Genomic DNA, 20,214 nt, shown 5'->3' on the forward strand with positions numbered 1-20,214 from the left:
TCTCCGGTTTCCCTTCCCCCGCATGTCCGCGTGCTCTATGCACGAGGACATGCGATCTTTCGTCATCCATATGTCCTCTAGTGCCGCGCGGCGACCCAATGCCGAGAAACTTTGCAGCGACCTTCCGAACGCGGAATTATTCGAAGCGGTAAACGGTCGCGACCCGGCGCAGATCGCCGATGTTGCGCTGTTTCCCGGCAATTTGCACCATCCAGAATACCCGTTTAAATTGCGCCCTGCGGAGATCGGGGTGTTCGAAAGCCATCGTCGTCTTTGGCGCAAACTGGTGGACGAAAAGATCGACATGGCCATCATCACCGAAGATGACCTGCGCATTGAGCCCATTCGCATGGCCAAAGCGCTAAAGATGTTGGCGGCCTTTGCTACGCCCGAGCACTATATCCGCATTCCCGTAAAACAACGCGAAGTTGCGGCGCAAGTGCTGGCCAAAACCAATGATCAGCGTCTGATCCTGCCAAAGGTGATCGGGTTGCAATGTGTGTGCCAGCTTGTCGGGCGCCGCGCGGCAGAACGGCTTTTGGCCGCAACTGACAAGATCGACCGCCCTGTGGATACGTTCCTGCAAATGCACTGGCTAACCGGCCAACCAATCCTGTCGCTTCAGGGCAGTGGCAATCAGGAAGTGGCTGGTGAAATCGGCGGGTCCACAATCCAGACTCGTCCTCCGCTGGGCGACAAACTGACCCGCGAGTTCAAGCGCGCAGCTTATCGCGCCTATCTGCACAGCCATCCGCAAAAGCCGGCTTGCTGAACGAAAAAGCGGGGCCTGATGCCCCGCTTTGTTGTTTCTTAGCTCGGCGCTTTGGTTTTGCGCAGATAAGGGAAGATCGTTTCGAACTCGCCAAATTTCTCCTTGGCCTCATCGTTCGACACCGCAGGCGGGATGATCACGTCTTCACCGGGCACCCAGTTGGCCGGGGTTGCGACGCCCTTGCTGCTCATTTGCAGACCGTCCAACGCGCGTAGGATTTCCGCAAAGTTGCGGCCCACGGTCATCGGATAGGTCATGGACAACTTCAACTGCTTGTCCGGGCCGATGATGAACACCGAACGCACGGTGGCACTGTCCGCCGGGGTGCGGCCATCGGGCAGATAAGCTTCGGCAGGCAACATGTCGAAGGCTTTCGAGACCGCAAGCCCGTCGTCGGCAATGATCGGGAAACCGGGATTGGCATTGCCATAGGCCTCGATGTCTTTCTTCCACTTCTTGTGGTCTTCCACACCATCGACCGACACGCCCAAAACCTTGGTGTTGCGTGCCGCCCATTCGTCATTCAGTTGCGCCACGGCAGAAAACTCGGTGGTGCAGACAGGAGTGAAGTCCTTGGGGTGCGAGAACAGAATAGCCCAGCTGTCACCGATCCAGTCGTGGAACTGAATGGTGCCCTGATCCGTTTCTGCGGTGAAATTTGGGACGGTGTCGTTGATGCGCAAGCCCATAATGCGTCTCCTTCTCCTGTTGGTCAGCCTGGCAGGCTGATGCGAATTTAATCACTTTGTGTGTAAGTTAAACCGTTCTTTGAGGGATCGCTCAAAATTCACGTATCACGATATTATCCTAAAATTCAGGAATTCGCCCCAACAAAAACGCGGCGCGCCTGTCTCAGGCCTCGGCCTGCGCGGCCTCATAAGCCAGCATGGCGCGCTTGACGGGCAGGCCCCAATGATAGCCCCCTAGCCCGCCTGACTTGCGCAACGCACGGTGGCATGGGATCAGCCAACTGACCGGGTTGCGCCCGACTGCCGTACCCACAGCCCGAACTGCTTGAGGAGACCCCACCCGCTGCGCGATCTCGGAATAGGTCGTGACTTGCCCCGAAGGGATGTGCATCAGCGCCTCCCACACTTTGATCTGTAAAGGGGAGCCGAACAGGTGCAGCGGCGTCTCAGACCGATCGGCACCAAACGACGCCTCGACCCATGGGCGCAATTTTTCGGCATTCTCGACATAGCAGGCTTTGGGCCAGCGCGAGGTCATATCTTCCATCGCCGCCGCTTCGCCGGTTTCCGCGCCAAAAGCCATGCCGCAGATACCCTTGTTGGTGCCCATCACCAGCGTCGGACCAAATGGACAATCGAACCAGCCCCAGTAAATCGTCAGGCCCTCGCCTTTGCGGGCGTATTCGCCGGGGCTCATGGATTCCCATTTCAGGAACAGGTCATGCAGACGGCCGCTTCCGGACAGCCCCACGTTATGCGCGGTCTCCAGCGTGGTGAACCGCTCGTGCAGCAAGGCCTTGGCGTGGCCCAGCGTCAGATATTGCTGATAGCGTTTCGGCGATACCCCGGTCCAGCGTGAGAACAGGCGTTGAAAATGCGCGGGGCTCATGTCCATCTGGCGGGCCAGTTCGTCCAGCGACAGGGATTCGCCGCCCTGATCAATCAGCTCGATCGCGCGGCGCATGACGTTGTAGTGGTATCCGCTTTCGGGGGTCTGGACGTTCATAACTCACCTCATCTGCTGCCCCGGACCATATCCCGCGCGCCACGCCACCGCGACCCGAAACATGCGCATTGGCTTTGGGCTTGTGTCATGCGCCTGCGGGCGGCATTAAGGCCCGGATGGCAAAGCAACTCGATTACCACACGATCCGCGAGATCTTTACGCGTTTTCAGGACGCCGACCCCGAACCCAAGGGCGAGCTGGATCATGTGAACGTCTATACTCTGGTCGTGGCCGTGGCGCTATCGGCGCAGGCCACCGATGCGGGCGTTAACAAAGCCACGCGCGAGCTGTTCAAAATCGCCGACACACCGCAAAAGATGCTGGATTTGGGCGAAGAGGGCCTGACCGAGCATATCAAGACCATTGGCCTGTTCCGCCAGAAGGCCAAGAACGTCATCAAACTCAGCCGCATTCTGGTCGAAAACTATGGCGGCGAAGTGCCCAATTCCCGTGCCGCGCTACAATCGCTGCCCGGTGTCGGGCGCAAGACGGCCAATGTGGTTCTGAACATGTGGTGGCGGCAACCGGCGCAGGCGGTCGACACCCATATCTTCCGCGTCGGCAACCGCACCGGCATTTGTCCCGGCAAGACCGTAGATGCCGTCGAACGCGCCATCGAAGACAATATTCCCGCCGATTTCCAACTGCACGCGCATCACTGGCTGATCCTGCATGGTCGCTATCACTGCAAGGCGCGCAAACCCCAATGCGGAACCTGTATCATCCGCGATCTCTGCGAATTTGAGGACAAGACCCTATGAAAACCTACCAGCTCACCGGTATCGGAAATGCCGTTGTGGACGTGATCTCCCAGGCCGATGACAGCTTTCTGGAACTGATGGGCATCGAAAAGGGCATCATGCAACTGATCGAGCAGGAGCGCGGCGAAGTGCTGTATGCCTCGATGGAGGGGCGCGTGCAGACGCCCGGCGGCTCGGTCGCGAATACCATCGCGGGTGCCGGGGCACTGGGACTGGATGCGGCATTCATTGGCCGGGTGCATGACGACGCGCTGGGGCGGTTCTATGCGGATGCGATGAACGAGGACGGCGTCGATTTCGTCAACCCGCCGGTGCCGGGTGGCGAGCTGCCGACCTCACGCTCGATGATCTTTGTCTCGCCCGACGGCGAACGGTCAATGAACACCTATCTGGGCATTTCCTCGGAACTGTCATCACAGGACGTGTCCGAGGATGTGTCAGGCAACAGCCAAATCATGTTCCTTGAGGGGTATCTGTTCGACAAGGAAAAGGGCAAAGCCGCGTTTCTTGAGGCCGCGCGCACCTGTCACAAGGGCGGCGGCAAGGCGGGGATCGCCATTTCCGACCCGTTCTGCGTGGAACGTCACCGGGTCGATTTCCTGCTGCTGATCGAGAACGAGCTGGATTTCGTGATCGGCAACGAGGCCGAGATCAAATCGCTGTTCGAAACCGATGATCTCGAGGATGCTCTGGCCAAAACCGCCGCGATTTGCCCTCTGGTCGTATGCACCCGGTCGGGTGATGGCGTCTCGGTTTTGTTCGATGGTCAGCGGGTGGACGTACCGGTGGAAAAGGTTGTGCCCGTGGACGCCACCGGCGCGGGCGATCAATTCGCCGCTGGGTTCCTGTTCGGTATGGCCACAGGGCGCGATTACGCGACCTGCGCCAAGATCGGCAATGTCTGCGCCCGCGAAGTGATCAGCCATATCGGCCCAAGGCCAGAAGCGAATATGCAGGAATTGCTGCGCGCCGAAGGCTTGCTGTAAGTCGCTGAGTAGCGCCGAGGGAGCCCAGATGACCTTGGCGCAGCTTTTTTACGACCCCGCCGCCGCGTCGTTCAGTGCCCAGTCATAACTATAGGCACTGACACGGGACACATCTTGCAGCCGCGCTTCCAGATCGGGGTCGGCGACCGTTCGGACATAGGTTAGAACCGCCTGTTCGTTCGGTCCGAAATCCTCTCGGAACCAGATGAAGATTTTCGACAGGATCAGCCCACCATTGTCATTGAATCGGACCCCGCGCGGGTCGTTAATATAAGCATGCTCGGCAGCGGCAAAGTCACGCTCCAGCGTGTCGGCCTGCCAGGCGCGGTCCATGAGGTTGGGGCAGCCCACAGCGGCACAGTTCAGGGCATAATGAATGCGCGGCTCGTTGAATTCAGGGCGGATGATGCGGTGTTCGATCTCGTTCAGGGTTAAGCTCTGCCCGGCGACCGTCACTATGGGCCGGTTCCACGGCCCGATTGACAGCGGCCCGTCCTTGATGTCGCGGATCGAGGCGACGGGGTAGTTCTCAAGGATCACATCCACCGTCACCGCGTTATACATGTTGATCCAATAGGCCAGCTGTTGATCACGGGTCAGCGCCGCAGGGTCAACTGCTTGCAAATCTTCGATATACCCGTCCAAACGTGCTTTGTCGTCGGCCGAGACCTGCCCGTAAGCCATCCGGTTCACCCCCTGCGCATCAGGCGCGACATAGCGGTTCAGAAAGGTGGTCCAGTCGCGGTGATCAACACGCTCTCCGGGCGGTTGGGCAGCGCGGGTCAGGGCGCTGTTCGCCAAAGGTTCGGGCGCGGGAAGGGCCAGTCGTTCGACACTGGCACAAGCCGCAAGCAGGGGCAGCAACAGCAGGATCAGCAGACGTCTCATGAGGCATCCTTTCGGGACTGGCGCAGGGCGCGCATCTGCCCTTTCAGCCGTTTCATCGGAGCAAGCGCCGGATCGCTCAGTTCGGGCAGGTCCGGGCCATTGGACAGACGCGGAACGGCAGCGTTCCACCAGCTTGGACCGGTCGGCCCGTCAATCCGGTCAGGGCTGGCCAGATGCATGTCGCGCTGCGCGTTATGGACACACATCGAAAGCGGCCCGTTCGCCGTAGCCACCATGAACACGCACGAGGCGCAGCGGTCTTCGTCCAACTGATCTGCCGCCATGAAATTGTGAATGAACACCGCTTGCCGCCGCACCGGGCCACGCAGCACGCCAGTACCCAGACAAGCGACGCTCAGCCCAAGTTGCCCCAATGCGCGCAGGGCCAGCAGCGGATGTCGTCGGATCATGCGCCCAACCTTGGGGCGAATACGGATATGGGCGTCCTGATTGTCGTCCACCCCTTCCAGCGCTGTCATCACCCGATGCACCAAGCTTTGGTTAGACAATAGCGAGACCGCGCGCCCTCCGGCCGTCAGGACGCTGGCGTAACGGTTGCATTTGGAATGGCCCACAGCCGCCGTGCCGAAATGCAGCGGCGTCCCATAGCCTTCCTCGACCGCGCGCGCGACACTGTCCTGCGTGATCATCTCGGGCCGTTCGCGCAACACGCCGCGCCCGGTATCGGCCTGCATCTGGAACGAGACAAACGCCACCTCGGGCCGATCCCGCAGATACCGCGCCAGCATGGGCAGTTCGTCGAAATTGCCGGCAAACACCGTGGTGTTGAACAGAATCCGCAGCCCCAATCCCCGCGCCCGGCGGATATAGGCGCGGCGGACGGTGTTCAGCTCTTCTTCCGAGGTGAACCCCTTACGCTCTTGCGTCATGTCCACATGAAAGGCCACGTCGTTCAGCCCCGCCGCTGCCAACCGCATCAACTTGGCGCGGCTGGCGCGAATCCCGTTTGTCATCAGACAGGACCGCATACCCAAACGGCGGATTTCCCGGCACAGCGCCTCAAGATCCTCGATCTTGCGCAGGGTCGGATCACCGCCAGTCAACTGCACCGATACGCCGGTGCCGTAGTGGCTTTGAATTGTCTTCAACCGCGCAAACAGAACCGACAGAGGAGGGTCATAGGTCATCTCGGCCCGGTCCGAGAGGTAACACAGCGTGCAATCCAGATTGCACCTTTGCGTGACCTCCAGCGCAACGCAAGCGATGGGATAGAACCGCCCCGCCGTTTGCCCGGCATGGTATTCGCCACAGCCTTGCAAACCCTCGCGCAGAGGCGCGCGGCGGTCAGAACCTATGAACTTGCGACCTGCAGGGACGATGGCGGGGGGGCTGTGCGCGGTATCTCTCATGCGGACCAAGCTAGAGATGCCGTGTGGCCCGAACTATGCCCCCTCACGGCAAGTTGTCGCAGGGTGAGTGAAGCGCGCTCCTACCGCAGAAATGCGCTGAATGCTGCAACCACCTGCGCGTAGACATCGCGCTTGAAGGGTACGATTTCTTCAACCAAGCGTGAGGGCTCCTGCCATTTCCAGCGGGTGAACTCGGGATGATCGGTGTCGATATTGATCTGATCGTCACGGCCCGTGAAACGCAGCAGGAACCATTTCTGCTCTTGCCCGCGATAGCGGCCTTTCCAAATCTTGGGCACGATGTCATGGGGCAGATCATAGGGCAGCCAGCCGGGGGTTTCAGCCACGACCTCGACCAGATCAGCGGTCACACCCGTCTCTTCCCACAGCTCGCGCAGGGCGGCGTCGCGCGGGTCTTCGCCTTTGTCTACCCCACCCTGCGGCATCTGCCAGGCATCGGCGTGTCGGTCATTGCGCTGGCCGACAAAGATATGACCCTCGGCATTCATCAGCATCAGCCCGACGCAGGGCCGATAGGGCAGTTTGGCGATTTCATCGGGGGTCATGTGCGGCCTCTTTTTCCTGTCACGCCTTGTCTGTATCAAGTGCCGTCAGGACAGCAAAGACCGTGACGCAAGGTTTCGCGTGACAATGTTGACGCAAACGTCAATCTAACGACAAAGAATTCGGGAGGGAGAGTTACCATGACTGCGTACCCAAACATGCTGGCCCCGCTGGATCTGGGCTTTACCACTCTGAAAAACCGGGTCCTGATGGGCTCGATGCATACCGGTCTGGAAGAGACCGGCGACTGGAACCGCGTGGCAGAATTCTATGCTGACCGTGCCCGCGGCGAAGTAGGGCTGATGGTGACGGGCGGGATTGGCCCGAACCTCGAAGGCTCGGTCCTGCCCGGCGCGTCGATGATGACCACCGAGAAGGACGTCGAAAACCACTCCATCGTGACCCAGCGTGTGCATGAGGCAGGCGGCAAGATCGCCATGCAGATCCTGCATGCGGGTCGCTATGCCTATGGCCCCAAATGCGTGGCGCCAAGCCCGGTGAAATCACCCATCTCGCCCTTCCCGCCCAATGAGCTGGACGAAGACGGGATCGAGAAACAGATCAGCGACATCGTCAACGCCGCCAAGCTGGCCCAAAAGGCGGGCTATGACGGGGTCGAAATCATGGGATCGGAAGGCTATTTCATTAACCAGTTCCTCGTGACCCACACCAACAAGCGCGAAGATCGCTGGGGCGGCTCGTATGAGAACCGGATGCGCCTGCCGATTGAAATCGTGCGCCGCACGCGCGAGGCCGTGGGCCGTGATTTCATTATCATCTACCGCCTGTCGATGATCGACCTTGTGCCCAATGGCTCCACCCATGATGAGGTTGTCGAACTGGCGAAACGGGTTGAACAAGCGGGAGCCACGATCATCAACACCGGCATCGGCTGGCATGAGGCGCGGATTCCGACCATCGCCACATCCGTGCCGCGCGCAGCTTTTGCGTGGGTTACTAAAAAGCTGATGGGCAAGGTGAGCATTCCGGTGATTACCTCGAACCGGATCAACACGCCCGAAGTCGCCGAAGAGGTTCTGTCCACCGGCTGCGCCGACATGGTGTCACTGGCGCGCCCGATGCTGGCGGATGCGGATTTCGTCGCCAAGGCGATGGACGGCAAATCGGCGCAGATCGCGCCCTGTATTGCCTGTAACCAAGCCTGTCTGGACCACACATTCGGCGGCAAGCTGACCTCGTGTCTGGTGAACCCGCGCGCCTGCCACGAGACCGAGTTGGTGATTGGCAAGGCCGACACACCAAAAACCGTGGCCATCGTTGGCGCGGGCCCTGCGGGTCTGTCCACTGCCATGACCGCCGCCCAGCGCGGCCATGACGTGACTCTATTTGACCGCGCATCTGAGATCGGTGGCCAGCTGAACATGGCCAAACAGGTGCCCGGCAAGGAAGAGTTCTGGGGGCTGGTCGACTGGTTCCGCACCATGATAGCCGATCTGGGCGTGAAGGTTGAACTGAACCGCGAGGTAACGGCTGACGACCTGACCGGCTTTGACGAGGTTGTCATCGCCACGGGCGTCACCCCGCGCGATCCGCAGATTCCGGGGCAGGATCGGGACAATGTGATCGACTATATCGACGTTTTGCGCCACAAGGCCGAGGTCGGCAAATCCGTCGCTGTGATCGGCGCGGGGGGCATCGGGTTTGACGTGTCCGAATTCCTGCTGGAGGACGGCCACAGCATCACCACTGACCTGCCTGCATGGATGAAGGAATGGGGCGTCACCGACCCGGCCGAGCATCGCTCGGGCCTTGCCCCCGAGGGCCCCCAACCGGCGGCACCCGCGCGCGACGTTACGCTGTTGCAGCGCAAGAAACAGGCGCATGGCAAGGGTCTGGGTAAAACAACCGGCTGGATTCACCGCGCTACGCTGAAGATGAAAGACGTCAATTTCGTCGGCGGTGTGAACTATGAACGCATCGACGATGACGGCCTACATGTCAGCTTTGGCGAAGAGCGCGCCGACCCAACCGTGATTGCGGCGGACACGATTGTTCTATGCTCGGGTCAGGTTTCCGAACGCAGCCTCGCGGATGCGCTGATCGAACGCGGTATAACTCCGCACGTGATCGGCGGGGCGGATGTGGCGGCAGAGTTGGACGCCAAACGCGCAATTAATCAAGGCACACGTCTGGCGGCGACTTTTTGAGGCATCGGGCCCGGTTCGCGCCGGGCCTGCGCCGCAACGAAAAAATGGCTTTGGTGACACGTTCAACGGTCACAAATTTGCCATCCTCAGATTAACATATGTGTAATGCTGCCGGTAAAACCCCATAGTTTTCGGGTTTGTGGCGAATTTAGAAACCACCGTTTCCACGTTTCCTATCCGCAAACGATCCAGATTAAATCCCTGATATTATCCCATGTCTGCCCAGTTTCCGCCCAGATTGAGCGCCAAGGTCAGTCAACGAACCAAGACTTGGGGTACGAGTATGGACAGACTGACCGAAATGGAAGCCTTTGCCAATGTGGTGGACCAAGGTGGCTTCACAGATGCGGCCAAGAAAATGGGCATCTCCAAATCGGCCGTGTCCAAGCACGTCTCGAGCCTCGAGGCGCGTCTGGGCGCCCGTCTTTTGAACCGCACAACGCGACGCGTGTCGCCTACGGAAATCGGTTTGGCCTATTATGACCGCGCGCGCCGTGTGCTGAATGACGCAGGCGAGGCTGATGCGCTGGTGACGTCGATGCAATCCGCGCCTTCGGGCCTGTTGCGCATCAGTGTGGCCACGGATTTTGGCGTGAATCATCTGTCTCCGGTCCTGTCAGAATTCCTGTCAGCCTATCCCGATATCACCGTGAACATGGTGCTGAACAACCGGTATGTTGAGCTGATCTCGGAAGGGTTCGACGTGGCCGTGCGTATTGGTGAGTTGGAAGACAGCACCCTGCGCGCCCGCAAACTGACCGAAACCGTGAAACGGATGGTCGCGGCCCCCAGTTACATCGACAAATATGGCCGCCCCCAAAAGATCGACGATCTGAACGAGCACAAGCTGCTGCATTACTCCAGCCAATCTTCCGGCAACGTGTGGAAACTGACCGCGCCATCAGGCGAAAAGCGTCAGGTCCGTACCGCCGGCTGGCTGAGCGTGAATGACGGGCAGTCCCTGCTGAACGCAGCGATCTCGGGCCTTGGGATCGCGCATCTGCCCAGCTATCTGTACGCTGACGCGCTGAAGAGCGGCAAGGTTCTGGATGCGATGCCGTCGCTGCCTGATGAGTTGCAGGGCGTCTATGCAGTGTACCCTCCGGGCCGTTTCACACAGCCCAAGGTGCGCGCATTCATTGATTTTCTGGTCGAGTCCTTCAACGACAAGGGCCCGATGGATTGGTAATTTCTCCCCGGTGAAGACTGAACGGCCCGCACACAATTGTGCGGGTCTTTTTTTATTCCATGAAGACCGACAGCCCCATGCCCTTGGCAACGGTGCGCAGGGATTGGATCAGGATGTTTTGTCCGGGCAGGGCGGCTTCCCCGCGCCGCGACAACAGCGAGATATCGCGGTTGGCGTTGGGGATCGTCAAAGGGCGCAGACGCACCTCGTCTCGGTAAATACCCTGCCGCCTTGCATAGAGATCGGGCAAAACCGCAGCCCCCACCCCCGAGGCTGCCATTAGCACGATAGAATCCAGTGTCGTGCCCTCGTATTCATCGGATACCACGCCTCCGCATTCCGCCGCCAGCGCATAGACGATCCGGGACAGACGGTGGCTTTGGTCCAAAGTCAGGATCAGACGGTCGCGCAAATCCTCGGCTGTGACCCCGTGCAGATCGCGCGCCAGTACGTCGTCCACGGCCACCCCAATCCAGAGCGTTTCGTTGAACAGGCGTTGTTGCAGCGTATTGGGGTGATCTTCGGGGGTTGAAATGATCATGTCGAACCGGCCGGATTTCAATCCCTGCTCAAGGTCTCGGGTGTTTTCTTCGCGCACGACGATGCGCAATCCGGGCCGTTCCTGGTGCACATGCTTGATGACTTGCGGCAACAGGTAGGGCCCAATCGACGGCAATACACCCAACCGCAGTCGTCCACCGACAGGGGTGTCGCTGGTCATCGCATGGCGCAGGTCCTGTACCTCGGCCAGGATTTTCTGAGCGCGGGCAATGAACTCCTCGCCCCGCGCTGTAACCTGTACCCCGCCCCGGTCCCGTTCAAAGATTCGCAAGCCAAGCTCTTGTTCTACCGTCGCAATTTGCGCCGAGAGGCTGGGCTGACTGACATTGAGAACGTCAGCAGCCAGCCCGAACCTGCCCAAGCGACTGACCGTGACGATATATTCCAGCTGGCGCAGGGTGGGTCGCATTTCATAGTTCCAAACTATTCAGTTCTTAGAAAGATAATATTGGGCTAATTAAATTCTGCAAGGCACTAGGCCCCGGACCGCCGGAAAAGGAGCCGTATATGCCCAGCGTCCTAGAAACTCTGTCCAGCAATCTGCTGGTGCCCACCATTTTGTTTTTTGCCTTGGGGCTGGTGGCCGCGTTTGTGCGCAGTGATCTGTCCATCCCGGCGGGCGCGGCCAAGTTCATGTCGCTCTACCTGCTTCTTGCCATCGGGTTCAAAGGCGGAAGCAACCTAGCCGAGCACGGCATCCACATGGACCTGTTCCTGACGCTTCTGGGCGGGGTGGCGCTGTCCTTTGCCATCCCCTTCGTCGCTTTCGGGCTGTTGCGAGTGATGACACGGTTGGACAGCCTGAACGCAGCCGCGGTTGCAGGGCATTACGGCTCGATCTCGATCGTGACCTTCGTAACCGCGACCAGCCTGTTGGACCTTGTAGGACTTAGTCATGACGGGTTCATGGTGGCCGTCGCCGCCGCGATGGAGGTTCCGGCCATTCTGTCCGCGCTGTGGTTGGCGCACCGGTCCAATGGCAATGGCGTCAAGGATGACGGGTTGTGGCGTGATCTGTTGGCCAACGGCTCCATCGTTCTGCTGACCGGGGCGTTCCTGATTGGGGCTATAACCGGTGGTCAGGGGATGCAGATGATTGCGCCCTTCATCGTGACGCCATTTACCGGGATTTTGTGCCTGTTCCTGCTTGATATGGGCCTGTCGGCGGGGCGCAGCTTGCTGAGCAATCGCGACAAGCTGTCGGTCGGCCTGTTCGCCTTTGGGGTCCTGATGCCCCTGATCGGCGCGATGATGGCCTGGGCCGTGGGCGCGCTGATCGGTCTGTCCGAAGGCAGCCTGTTCCTGCTGATGGTTCTGTCCGCCTCGGCCTCGTATATCGCGGTGCCTGCGGCCATGAAAATCGCCCTGCCCAAGGCGGAATCCGGGATTTACCTGACCCTGTCTCTGGGCGTGTCCTTCCCGTTCAACATCACCGTTGGCCTGCCGCTTTATCTTTGGTGGGTGATGTAGGCAGGTCAGTTCACCAGCAGAACCGCCTCAACCCGGCGGTTCTGGTCGCGGCCCTCGGGCGTGGCATTTGAGGTCATGGGGGCCAGATAGCCAATGCCGCGCGCCTCAAGACGGTTTCCGGCAACGCCGTGCTGTTCGATCAACCGCACGCGCACAGCCTGCGCACGCCCCGTACTGACCGAAATGTTCGCCTCGAGCGTACCCGTATCGTCGGTATTGCCCACCAGCGCCAATCGGACGTTAGGATTGTCGGCCATATAAGACGCGATCAGCGCCAGCGAAGGAAACGGGCCTTCGCCCAGCGTAATCTCACCGGTTCTGAAATGCAGGTCTTCAAGGATAACGTGGCCATTCTGTTCCAGTGCGTCCAATAGCCCGTCTGTCTGCTTCACCGTTTCCTCAACGACCAGAGGCGGCGGTTCGGGCGCGTCCACGGGCGTGACACGGATCATCTGCACATATCCGTCGGGCGGATTGCGGCTGACCAGCAGGCTCAGCGCCTCATCCCCACGGGTGGCCGAGAGAAAGCGATAGTCCTGAATGGCCACGTACATATCCGGGGTGGGCACGACCTCGGTTCCAAAACGGAAGTCGAAACCGCCGCAGGTGATCGCCTCGCATTCGAAGATGATGTCAAAGCCCTGATCCATGATCTGTTGACGCAGTGGGGCCAATAGCTGCAACGTGGTGCTGGACCCTGATTGCAGGCGCCATGTCAGGCGCTCGACGCGGCCCTCGACTGTGAGGGCAGGGACTTTGCCAGTCGCGAATCCGCCGGTGGGCAAGTCATAGCTGTCCAGCGGACTGACTCGTTCGCTGACCAGTCGCGAACCCGACGGCAAGGCCACATCCTGCGCCAACGCAGAACCAGCCAGACATAGCGATATCAGGCCCGCGCGCAGGATCATCGGGCCTGCGCGAAATAGGCGTCGTTTGGCACCATCGCCGTGGCGCTGGCGACCCGGTTCGACATGTTGAAAAAGCCGGCCACATTGACAATGTCCCAGATATCACGGTCGCTGAAACCCGCATCACGCAGGTTTTGGCGGTCCGGTTCTTCAATCTCAGCGCTGGCATGGGTCATCTTGGCCGCGAAATCCAGCATCGCCCGCTGCCGCGCATCCAGTGGGGCGACGCGATAGTTCATCGCCAACATCTCACCCAGTTGGGGATCACCCGACATCTGCCGCACGGCTGCCCCATGCGCCACAAGGCAATAAAAGCACTTGTTGATGGCCGAGACGACAACCGCAATCATCTCACGTTCCAGCTTGGTGATGCCGCTCTCGGCCAGCATCAGATCGTTGTACATGGTGGTAAAGGCATTCAGCTTGTCTATGTCAAAGGCATAGGCCCGCAACACATTGGGCACAAAGCCCAGCTTCTCCACACAGATATCGAAATACCGCTGGGTTTCCGCTGGTAGGGGATCGACCATCGGCAGGTTCAATGCAGTCGGCAGAGAGGGATCGGTCACGTCAGGTTTTTCTCCTTAGATAAGCTGACGGTAATGGTATTCTCCGGCGATCTCCATCCCCAGCGCATGATAGAGACCATTGGCCCCATCATTGATCTTGGTGCAAATCACACTGAGCGTCCGCGCCCCCTGTTCTTGCGCCCAGAAAGCCGCCGCTCGCATCGCCCATTGACCCAGTCCATGACGGCGGTGTTCCGGCAGGATTTCCAACGCGTGGACCATGGCGACATCATCGTGGATAGCGACAAACGCCGTCCCGGCCGGTTTATCCACGCGGCGCATCAGCAGTCCCGTTTTCGGCCCCGGCGCGCGTTCCATGACCGCAAGCCGTTCTGGGCCGATGCCGCCTTTGGCCCAGATCTCGACCATGATGGCCAGCGGGTCCCAGATGGCAAAGGCAGTCACCCGCGGAACAGGGGTGTCGGTCAGATGCGCCACCGGGCAGGTGTAGATGTTGACCGGGTCCAGCACGTCGTACCCTCGGTCCGAGAGCTGCCGGTCCAACGCCTCGTCCCCCGGTCGCAGGCAAAAGATGCGTTTCTGCCCCATCGCCAGCATGGCGGCTTCGGCGGCGTCGATCTGTGCGTCAGACGCGGGTCCTCGCGCGCTGGCAGCCGAGACGCGCGAGCCACCGCCCTGCCCTTGACGCAGTTGGAACGGGCCCTGCTGCGTGTACTGCGCGGCGGGCCATGTGCCGTCGACGATGTTGGCCCAATCGGTCAAAGTTCGAACTCTTTCGCCAACCGTGTGACCGCTGCATCAACTTGCGCCCCGTCGGTGCCGCGCACCACGATATTCGCGCCAAAGGCCCCGTTGATCTGAAACGGATAGCTACCAATGGCCAGATCGGGAAAATCCGCAGCCAACGCTGCCAGCGGCCCCGCGATATCGCCCTCGCCCCGATGCACGCGCAGGGTCTGCGACAAAAGCGGGCTGCCGCCGGTCAGGCCGGGCAGCACACTGGCCACCATCGCCTGAAAGACCGAAGGCACCCCGGCCATGACATGCACATTCGCAATCGTGAACCCCGGTGCGGTCGAGACCGGGTTGTCGATCAGCGTGGCCCCATCCGGGATGCGCGCCATGCGCAGGCGGGCCGGGTTCAGCTCCAACCCGGAATTCTTGTAGTGCGCTTCAAGCAAAGCGCGCGCGTCGGCACGGATATCAATGGCCGCGTCAAAGGCACGCGCGATGCAATCGGCGGTGATGTCGTCATGGGTCGGCCCGATACCACCGCTGGTGAACACATGGTCATGCGCTTGGGACAGCGCCTTAACGGCGGCTTCAATCGCCGGGGCGTCATCGCTGACGATACGCACCTCTTTCAGGTCGATGCCCTGTTTGGTCAACTCGCCCGCCAGAAAATGCATATTGGCATCGCGCGTGCGGCCCGACAGGATTTCATCTCCGATCACCAGCATTGCAGCGGTTGGATTGGCCATGGCGCATACCCCCTCTTGATCGACCGTTGGGGCAGGTATAGGCCCTAGGCCATGCGATTTGAAACCCCTCTTGTCCCCGCCCGCCTGATCCGGCGCTACAAACGCTTTCTGGCCGATTGCACGCTGGAGGACGGGCGCGAGGTAACCGCCCATTGCGCCAATCCCGGCTCAATGATGGGTCTGGCCGAGCCAGGCCAGAAAATCTGGTTGGAGCCCAATGACGACCCCAAGAAAAAGCTGAAATATGGCTGGCGGCTGGTCGGCCACGAAAATGGGCATTTTACCGGGGTAGACACATCGCTACCAAACAAGGCCCTGCGCGCGGCGTTACTGGAGCGAGAAATCCCGGCGCTGGCCGCCTATGAAACCATCCGGCCCGAGGTCAAATACGGCGAAAACAGCCGCATCGACTTTCTTCTGACCCAACCCGGCCTGCCCGATGCCTATGTCGAGGTCAAAAGTGTCACTCTGTCCCGCCAGCCCGGTCTGGCCGAATTTCCCGACAGCGTCACCGCGCGCGGCACCAAACATCTGGGAGAGCTGGCCGCAATGGCAGCACAAGGCCACCGGGCGATCATGCTGTATCTGGTACAACGCACCGACTGCGACCGCTTTGCTCTGGCTGCCGATATCGACCCGGCCTATGCAGCCGCGTTCGAGGCCGCACAAGGGGTCGAGCGGCTGATCTGCGGTACCACGATCACGCCCGAAGGGGTCTGGGTCGACACCGACAAGATCTGGCACGTCGACGGTCGCCCTTAGTCAAGAATTTGGAAGTCGCCCAGATAAGACCCCGTGTCGGGGCTGAACGCCTGATAACCACCGCTTTCTGTCCGGCCCACGGTCGCGCACAGCTTTGCCCCCTGCCGGAACGCAGCCCATTGGCTGCATATCGCGTCTTCTTCAAGCCACCACGCGCCTGTGTCCTGCCCTAAACGAGGCACCAGCACCGCGAACTGGCCATCGCGGTCAATTCGCGCCGAGCCCGAGATGTGGAACCGTTCGAATGTGATCCTCCGATCCTGCGCCAAAAGCGCGGCCACATCGGTCGCGGACAGCATCTGAACCTCTTCCCGACATCCCACAAGGGTCAAAACTGCAAGGATCAGACCCTTTTTCATATTCACCATCCTTTCCGAGCCACACATGTCTGTACCGGCTTTCTGCACTTGCGCAGATCACAAGATCGCGCGCAAATTTACTTTTGACACGCCATGATTTAAGATCATAACCCATACTGAAGGTTGAATTTCCAGGCTTTGCGCCTCATCTGAACCATCGATCCCGCCGCGACCGGACGCCCTCTGGTACTTTCTGCACAAGCAGCGTAAAAGGAGCGCTGCGCGAAACATTTGGAGCCTCGCACCGATGAAAGAACATCGTGGCCGTCTGACCAAGGACGGTATCCGCATTTACGAACAGGGTGACTTTGCCGGGATGCACGCGGCAGGGGCCTTGGCTGCGCGGATATTGGATGACATCGCCCCGCATGTCTTTCCCGGCCAAACCACGGGCGCGATTGACGGGCTGATCACCCAGATGGTCGAAGATGCGGGCGCGACCTCGGCAACCATCGGCTACAAGGGCTATCAGCACGCCAGCTGTATCAGCGTCAATCACGTGGTCTGCCACGGCATTCCTGGCGATAAACGTCTGAAAGAGGGCGATATCCTGAATATCGACGTCACGGTCATCGTGGATGGCTGGTTCGGCGACACCTCGCGCATGTATGTGGCCGGAAAACTGCCCCGCAAGGCTGAGCGTCTGATCCAAGTGACCCATGATGCCCTGTTCAAGGGGATCGAGATGGTTAAACCCGGCAACACTTTCGGTGATATCGGCCACGCTATTCAGGCCTATGTCGAAGCGCACCGTATGAGCGTTGTACGCGATTTCTGCGGTCACGGTCTGGGACGTGTGTTCCACGCGCCGCCCAACGTGCTGCATTACGGCCGCCCAGGCACCGGCGCTGTGCTGGAAGAGGGCATGTTCTTCACCATCGAACCCATGGTCAATCTGGGCCGCCCCGAGACCAAGACGCTGGCCGATGACTGGACAGCTGTGACCCGCGACAAGTCTCTGTCGGCGCAGTTCGAACATTCGGTTGGCGTGACGGCAAACGGGGTTGAGATTTTCACCCTGTCGCCGGGTGATATGTTCCACCCGACCTATTCGTCCTGATCTTTGGCCTGATCGCGTAGAAGCTTCAGCAACAGGGTCTCGTCCCGCCACGGGATGACGGCGTCATGGATGAAAACCGGTGCGCGCAGCGGTTTACGCTCGGGGCCGGTGGCCGAGTCTGTGGCGGCATCCTGCTTGGGTGCCCAGAACAATGGGGGTAATGCGCGATCCATGCTGAAACCCTAGCATGTTTTGCGATCAGAGTCCCAAAAGCTCGGGCAGTTGTGACATCTGCGTGAACACCTCGGCGCCCAAGGCGGACAATCCCGCGCCGTCATCATGGGAGGCATAGGCCAGACAGCGCATCTCGGCCCGGATCGCAGCAGTGACGCCATTTTCGCTGTCTTCGATGACAACCGGGCGGACAGCACCGAAATGCTGCGCTGCGGTCAGAAACAGGGTCGGGTCCGGCTTGGCGGTCCCCATTACCTGGGCCGAGAACATGACGTCCTTGAATCGATCCCAAAGCCCGTTCTGGCCCAGCGTGATCTGCATTTTCTCTGGGCGGCCATTCGAGGCCACGCAATAGGGAACACTGGCGGTCTCCAGCCGCTGCAACACGTTCCGAACACCGGGCACCAGAGGCGTTCCGGCGCGCAAGGCGGCGTAAACCTCGGTATAGATTTGCTCCACCCAGTCGTCGGGCAGGTCTGCCCCAAGGTTGCGCGCCTGTTGGTGGACGCCGCTCATGGTGCCGCCTACGAACAGAGACATGCATTCCGACAGCGACACATGCAAATCGTAACGTGCAAGGTTGTCGACCAGAACCTGATTGGTCAGCCTTTCGCTGTCCACCAGAACGCCGTCACAATCGAAGATGACCAGATCATGCATCGGCGCGGTCCTTCCACATCAGAGTGATATGCGTGTCGCCGTATTTGCGGGCGTCTTGCAGGATGAACCCCTCGGGCGGTTGCATCGGCGCGTTCTCCTCCCACACAATCAGCGCGTCGTCCGCGAACCACCCTTGGGTCAGAGCCGCGATGGCCTTCTGGCCCATCGACTTGCCATAGGGCGGGTCGAGGAAGAGCAAATCATAAGGCGCGTCGGTGTTTTCACCCAGCCGGGTCGCGTCGCGTCGGATCAGCTGGGTGCGGTCTGCACTGCGGGTCAGGTCGATATTCTTTCGGATCAGACCCTGCGCTACGCGCCCGTCATCCACGAAGGTCACATGGGAAGCACCACGCGACAGTGCCTCAAGCCCCAGCGCACCAGTGCCTGCAAACACGTCCAGCACACGCAGCCCGTCAAAATCAATCTGATGGCTGAGGACGTTGAACAGACTTTCGCGCACCCGGTCCGTGGTAGGCCGCAGATGCGCCCCCGAATCGCCTTTGCCGACCGAGGCCAGGGCTCGGCCTCGGAAATCTCCGGCGATAATCCTCACGCTTTGAGCAGCGGTTTCAGGTCCGCAGTCGGGTCGGCTACCACGGCGGGATCAGCGGTCTTGCCCGCGTCGATCAGGCGTTTGCCGACCATATAAGCACGAGGGTCGTTCATCGCGTCCACCGCAATCAGTTGATCGCCTTTGTAGTACCAGAAGGACACGGTTGCGCCCTCACCTTGCCGGGTCACGACGCGGTCATAGCCCGTGTTCAGACCCGCGATCTGCAGCTTGACGTCATACTGGTCGGACCAGAACCACGGTGTTGCAGTGTAATCCTTGGCCGCGCCCAGCATGTTCTGGGCCACGATCTCGGCCTGATCAATGGCGTTGGGCACGCTTTCCAAACGAATGCGCCCTTCGCCATGCGGGAAAGACGCACAATCGCCTGCCGCCCAAATCGACGGATTGGATGTGCGGCCATGGGCGTCGGTCTTGATACCGTTCTCCAGCTCCAGCCCCGCCATCTCTGCCAGTTGGGTCGCGGGCGCGATGCCCACACCTACCACAACGAAATCAACGGCAATCTCGGTGCCATCGGTCAGAACCGCGCCCACCACTTTGCCATCCTCGCCCAGCAGACGGTCCAGCCCGACGCCTTCACGGATATCGGCCCCGTATCCGGAATGCAGCGCCCGGAAATAGTCGCTGGTCTCAGGTGCGGCGACCCGTTGCAGGATGCGGTCGGCCATCTCGACCAAGGTCACCTTGACCCCGCGCTTGGCGCAAACCGCAGCCGCCTCGAGCCCGATATAACCTCCGCCTACGATTAGCGCGCGGGCGCCGTCGGTCACGCGCGGCTCCATCTCGTCGATATGGGCCAAATCGCGCACCACATGTACGCCTGCCAGATCGCCACCAATCGCAGCAGGCAGATGGCGCGGGTCGGACCCAGTGGTCAGGGCCAGTTCGTCATAGGAAATGACCTCATCACCCAGCGACACGGTCTTGGCTTGCGGATCAATCGCGGTCACACGCTGACCCAGACGCAGGGTGATATTGTTCTCGGCATAAAAGCTCTCGGGGCGCAGGAACAGGCGCTCCAGCTCCATCTCGCCCAGCAAATAAGCCTTGGACAGGGGCGGGCGCTGATAAGGCAGATGCGGCTCGGCCCCGATCAGGGTGATGTCCCCGTCAAACCCGTCTTTGCGCAGCCGCGCCACCAGCGATGCACCCGCCTGCCCGGCACCGATCACGACAATATGGCTCATCTTCCCCTCACCCTGTCGAATTCCCGTGGTCTCCTCCACGCGACCACCTATATTGCGGCTAAGCCCGACTCTGCAAATCCAAACGACAGGAGCAC

General features: G+C 60.3%; 23 protein-coding genes. 8 read left to right on the top strand and 15 right to left on the bottom strand.

Annotated features, from left to right (window positions below; all coding sequences use genetic code 11):
- Window positions 1-49 precede the first annotated feature (49 nt).
- Window positions 50-772, top strand: coding sequence for a glycosyltransferase family 25 protein (locus GOV80_RS12580; protein WP_170785139.1), 723 nt, complete (start codon window positions 50-52; stop codon window positions 770-772).
- Between the two features lie 38 nt (window positions 773-810).
- On the opposite strand, the gene GOV80_RS12585 is transcribed toward GOV80_RS12580, so the two are convergent.
- Together GOV80_RS12585 and GOV80_RS12590 are read right to left on the bottom strand one after the other, a co-directional pair.
- On the bottom strand, window positions 811-1,461 hold the full coding sequence (locus GOV80_RS12585) for a peroxiredoxin (RefSeq protein WP_170785141.1): 651 nt from the start codon (window positions 1,459-1,461) through the stop codon (window positions 811-813).
- A gap of 163 nt (window positions 1,462-1,624) precedes the next feature.
- A complete protein-coding gene (locus tag GOV80_RS12590; protein WP_170785143.1) occupies window positions 1,625-2,467 on the bottom strand; it encodes a bifunctional helix-turn-helix domain-containing protein/methylated-DNA--[protein]-cysteine S-methyltransferase in 843 nt (280 codons plus the stop codon).
- Between the two features lie 116 nt (window positions 2,468-2,583).
- Between GOV80_RS12590 and nth the strand changes: the two genes are divergently transcribed.
- Both nth and GOV80_RS12600 read left to right on the top strand, forming a co-directional pair.
- Window positions 2,584-3,228 (top strand): endonuclease III, encoded by a 645-nt coding sequence (gene nth / locus GOV80_RS12595; RefSeq protein ID WP_170785145.1) that lies wholly within the window; start codon window positions 2,584-2,586, stop codon window positions 3,226-3,228.
- Window positions 3,225-4,214, top strand: a complete 990-nt coding sequence (locus tag GOV80_RS12600; protein WP_170785147.1) for an adenosine kinase — start codon at window positions 3,225-3,227, stop codon at window positions 4,212-4,214. Before nth ends, GOV80_RS12600 begins: the two co-directional genes overlap by 4 nt.
- 48 nt (window positions 4,215-4,262) lie before the next feature.
- On the opposite strand, the gene GOV80_RS12605 is transcribed toward GOV80_RS12600, so the two are convergent.
- From GOV80_RS12605 to GOV80_RS12615, 3 genes are all read right to left on the bottom strand, one after another.
- Entirely contained in the window at window positions 4,263-5,102 is an 840-nt protein-coding gene (locus GOV80_RS12605) for a DUF547 domain-containing protein (RefSeq protein ID WP_170785149.1), read from the bottom strand.
- The gene (locus GOV80_RS12610) at window positions 5,099-6,472 is read right to left on the bottom strand and encodes a radical SAM protein (RefSeq protein ID WP_170785150.1); all 1,374 of its coding nucleotides are present in this window, start codon (window positions 6,470-6,472) and stop codon (window positions 5,099-5,101) included. The genes GOV80_RS12605 and GOV80_RS12610 overlap by 4 nt, the downstream gene beginning before the upstream one ends.
- 80 nt (window positions 6,473-6,552) lie before the next feature.
- Window positions 6,553-7,038 carry an RNA pyrophosphohydrolase gene (locus GOV80_RS12615; RefSeq protein WP_170785152.1) on the bottom strand — a complete coding sequence of 162 codons (486 nt, stop codon included), beginning with the start codon at window positions 7,036-7,038 and terminating at the stop codon, window positions 6,553-6,555.
- 138 nt (window positions 7,039-7,176) lie between these two features.
- Here GOV80_RS12615 and GOV80_RS12620 point away from each other — a divergent pair, with 138 nt between their 5' ends.
- Together GOV80_RS12620 and GOV80_RS12625 are read left to right on the top strand one after the other, a co-directional pair.
- The gene (locus GOV80_RS12620) at window positions 7,177-9,204 is read left to right on the top strand and encodes an NADPH-dependent 2,4-dienoyl-CoA reductase (protein ID WP_170785154.1); all 2,028 of its coding nucleotides are present in this window, start codon (window positions 7,177-7,179) and stop codon (window positions 9,202-9,204) included.
- Window positions 9,205-9,487: 283 nt separating this feature from the next.
- Window positions 9,488-10,393: a LysR family transcriptional regulator gene (locus tag GOV80_RS12625; protein WP_170772843.1), complete on the top strand. Its 906-nt coding sequence runs from the start codon at window positions 9,488-9,490 to the stop codon at window positions 10,391-10,393.
- Between the two features lie 52 nt (window positions 10,394-10,445).
- Here the strand turns inward: GOV80_RS12625 and GOV80_RS12630 are convergent, their stop codons facing one another.
- A complete protein-coding gene (locus GOV80_RS12630) occupies window positions 10,446-11,363 on the bottom strand; it encodes a hydrogen peroxide-inducible genes activator (protein WP_170785156.1) in 918 nt (305 codons plus the stop codon).
- A 98-nt stretch (window positions 11,364-11,461) separates the two neighbouring features.
- Between GOV80_RS12630 and GOV80_RS12635 the strand changes: the two genes are divergently transcribed.
- Window positions 11,462-12,424, top strand: a complete 963-nt coding sequence (locus tag GOV80_RS12635; RefSeq protein WP_170785158.1) for a sodium-dependent bicarbonate transport family permease — start codon at window positions 11,462-11,464, stop codon at window positions 12,422-12,424.
- 5 nt (window positions 12,425-12,429) lie between these two features.
- Here the strand turns inward: GOV80_RS12635 and GOV80_RS12640 are convergent, their stop codons facing one another.
- From GOV80_RS12640 to GOV80_RS12655, 4 genes are read right to left on the bottom strand one after another with little or no spacing between them, the layout of a single operon-like run.
- Window positions 12,430-13,332 carry an OmpA family protein gene (locus GOV80_RS12640; protein WP_170785160.1) on the bottom strand — a complete coding sequence of 301 codons (903 nt, stop codon included), beginning with the start codon at window positions 13,330-13,332 and terminating at the stop codon, window positions 12,430-12,432.
- Window positions 13,329-13,901: a peroxidase-related enzyme gene (locus GOV80_RS12645; RefSeq protein ID WP_170785162.1), complete on the bottom strand. Its 573-nt coding sequence runs from the start codon at window positions 13,899-13,901 to the stop codon at window positions 13,329-13,331. Before GOV80_RS12645 ends, GOV80_RS12640 begins: the two co-directional genes overlap by 4 nt.
- Window positions 13,902-13,916: 15 nt before the next feature.
- Window positions 13,917-14,624, bottom strand: coding sequence for a GNAT family N-acetyltransferase (locus GOV80_RS12650; protein WP_170785164.1), 708 nt, complete (start codon window positions 14,622-14,624; stop codon window positions 13,917-13,919).
- Entirely contained in the window at window positions 14,621-15,343 is a 723-nt protein-coding gene (locus GOV80_RS12655; protein WP_170785166.1) for a competence/damage-inducible protein A, read from the bottom strand. The genes GOV80_RS12650 and GOV80_RS12655 overlap by 4 nt, the downstream gene beginning before the upstream one ends.
- Before the next feature lie 51 nt (window positions 15,344-15,394).
- Here GOV80_RS12655 and sfsA point away from each other — a divergent pair, with 51 nt between their 5' ends.
- Window positions 15,395-16,105, top strand: a complete 711-nt coding sequence (gene sfsA, locus GOV80_RS12660; protein WP_170785168.1) for a DNA/RNA nuclease SfsA — start codon at window positions 15,395-15,397, stop codon at window positions 16,103-16,105.
- On the opposite strand, the gene GOV80_RS12665 is transcribed toward sfsA, so the two are convergent.
- Window positions 16,102-16,464, bottom strand: coding sequence for a hypothetical protein (locus GOV80_RS12665; protein ID WP_170785170.1), 363 nt, complete (start codon window positions 16,462-16,464; stop codon window positions 16,102-16,104). The genes sfsA and GOV80_RS12665 overlap by 4 nt on opposite strands.
- 247 nt (window positions 16,465-16,711) lie before the next feature.
- Between GOV80_RS12665 and map the strand changes: the two genes are divergently transcribed.
- Complete coding sequence (map, locus tag GOV80_RS12670) at window positions 16,712-17,524, top strand: type I methionyl aminopeptidase (RefSeq protein ID WP_170772862.1); 813 nt, start codon at window positions 16,712-16,714, stop codon at window positions 17,522-17,524.
- On the opposite strand, the gene GOV80_RS12675 is transcribed toward map, so the two are convergent.
- From GOV80_RS12675 to GOV80_RS12690, 4 genes are read right to left on the bottom strand one after another with little or no spacing between them, the layout of a single operon-like run.
- Window positions 17,512-17,697, bottom strand: coding sequence for a hypothetical protein (locus GOV80_RS12675; RefSeq protein ID WP_170785172.1), 186 nt, complete (start codon window positions 17,695-17,697; stop codon window positions 17,512-17,514). The genes map and GOV80_RS12675 overlap by 13 nt on opposite strands.
- A gap of 25 nt (window positions 17,698-17,722) precedes the next feature.
- A complete protein-coding gene (locus GOV80_RS12680) occupies window positions 17,723-18,358 on the bottom strand; it encodes an HAD family hydrolase (RefSeq protein ID WP_170785174.1) in 636 nt (211 codons plus the stop codon).
- Window positions 18,351-18,911, bottom strand: coding sequence for a 16S rRNA (guanine(966)-N(2))-methyltransferase RsmD (rsmD, locus tag GOV80_RS12685; RefSeq protein WP_170785176.1), 561 nt, complete (start codon window positions 18,909-18,911; stop codon window positions 18,351-18,353). Before rsmD ends, GOV80_RS12680 begins: the two co-directional genes overlap by 8 nt.
- Window positions 18,908-20,119: an NAD(P)/FAD-dependent oxidoreductase gene (locus GOV80_RS12690; RefSeq protein ID WP_170785178.1), complete on the bottom strand. Its 1,212-nt coding sequence runs from the start codon at window positions 20,117-20,119 to the stop codon at window positions 18,908-18,910. Before GOV80_RS12690 ends, rsmD begins: the two co-directional genes overlap by 4 nt.
- Window positions 20,120-20,214: the final 95 nt, after the last annotated feature.

The sequence above is a fragment of the Ruegeria lacuscaerulensis genome (genome assembly GCF_013034685.1).
Lineage (GTDB): Bacteria > Pseudomonadota > Alphaproteobacteria > Rhodobacterales > Rhodobacteraceae > Ruegeria > Ruegeria lacuscaerulensis_B.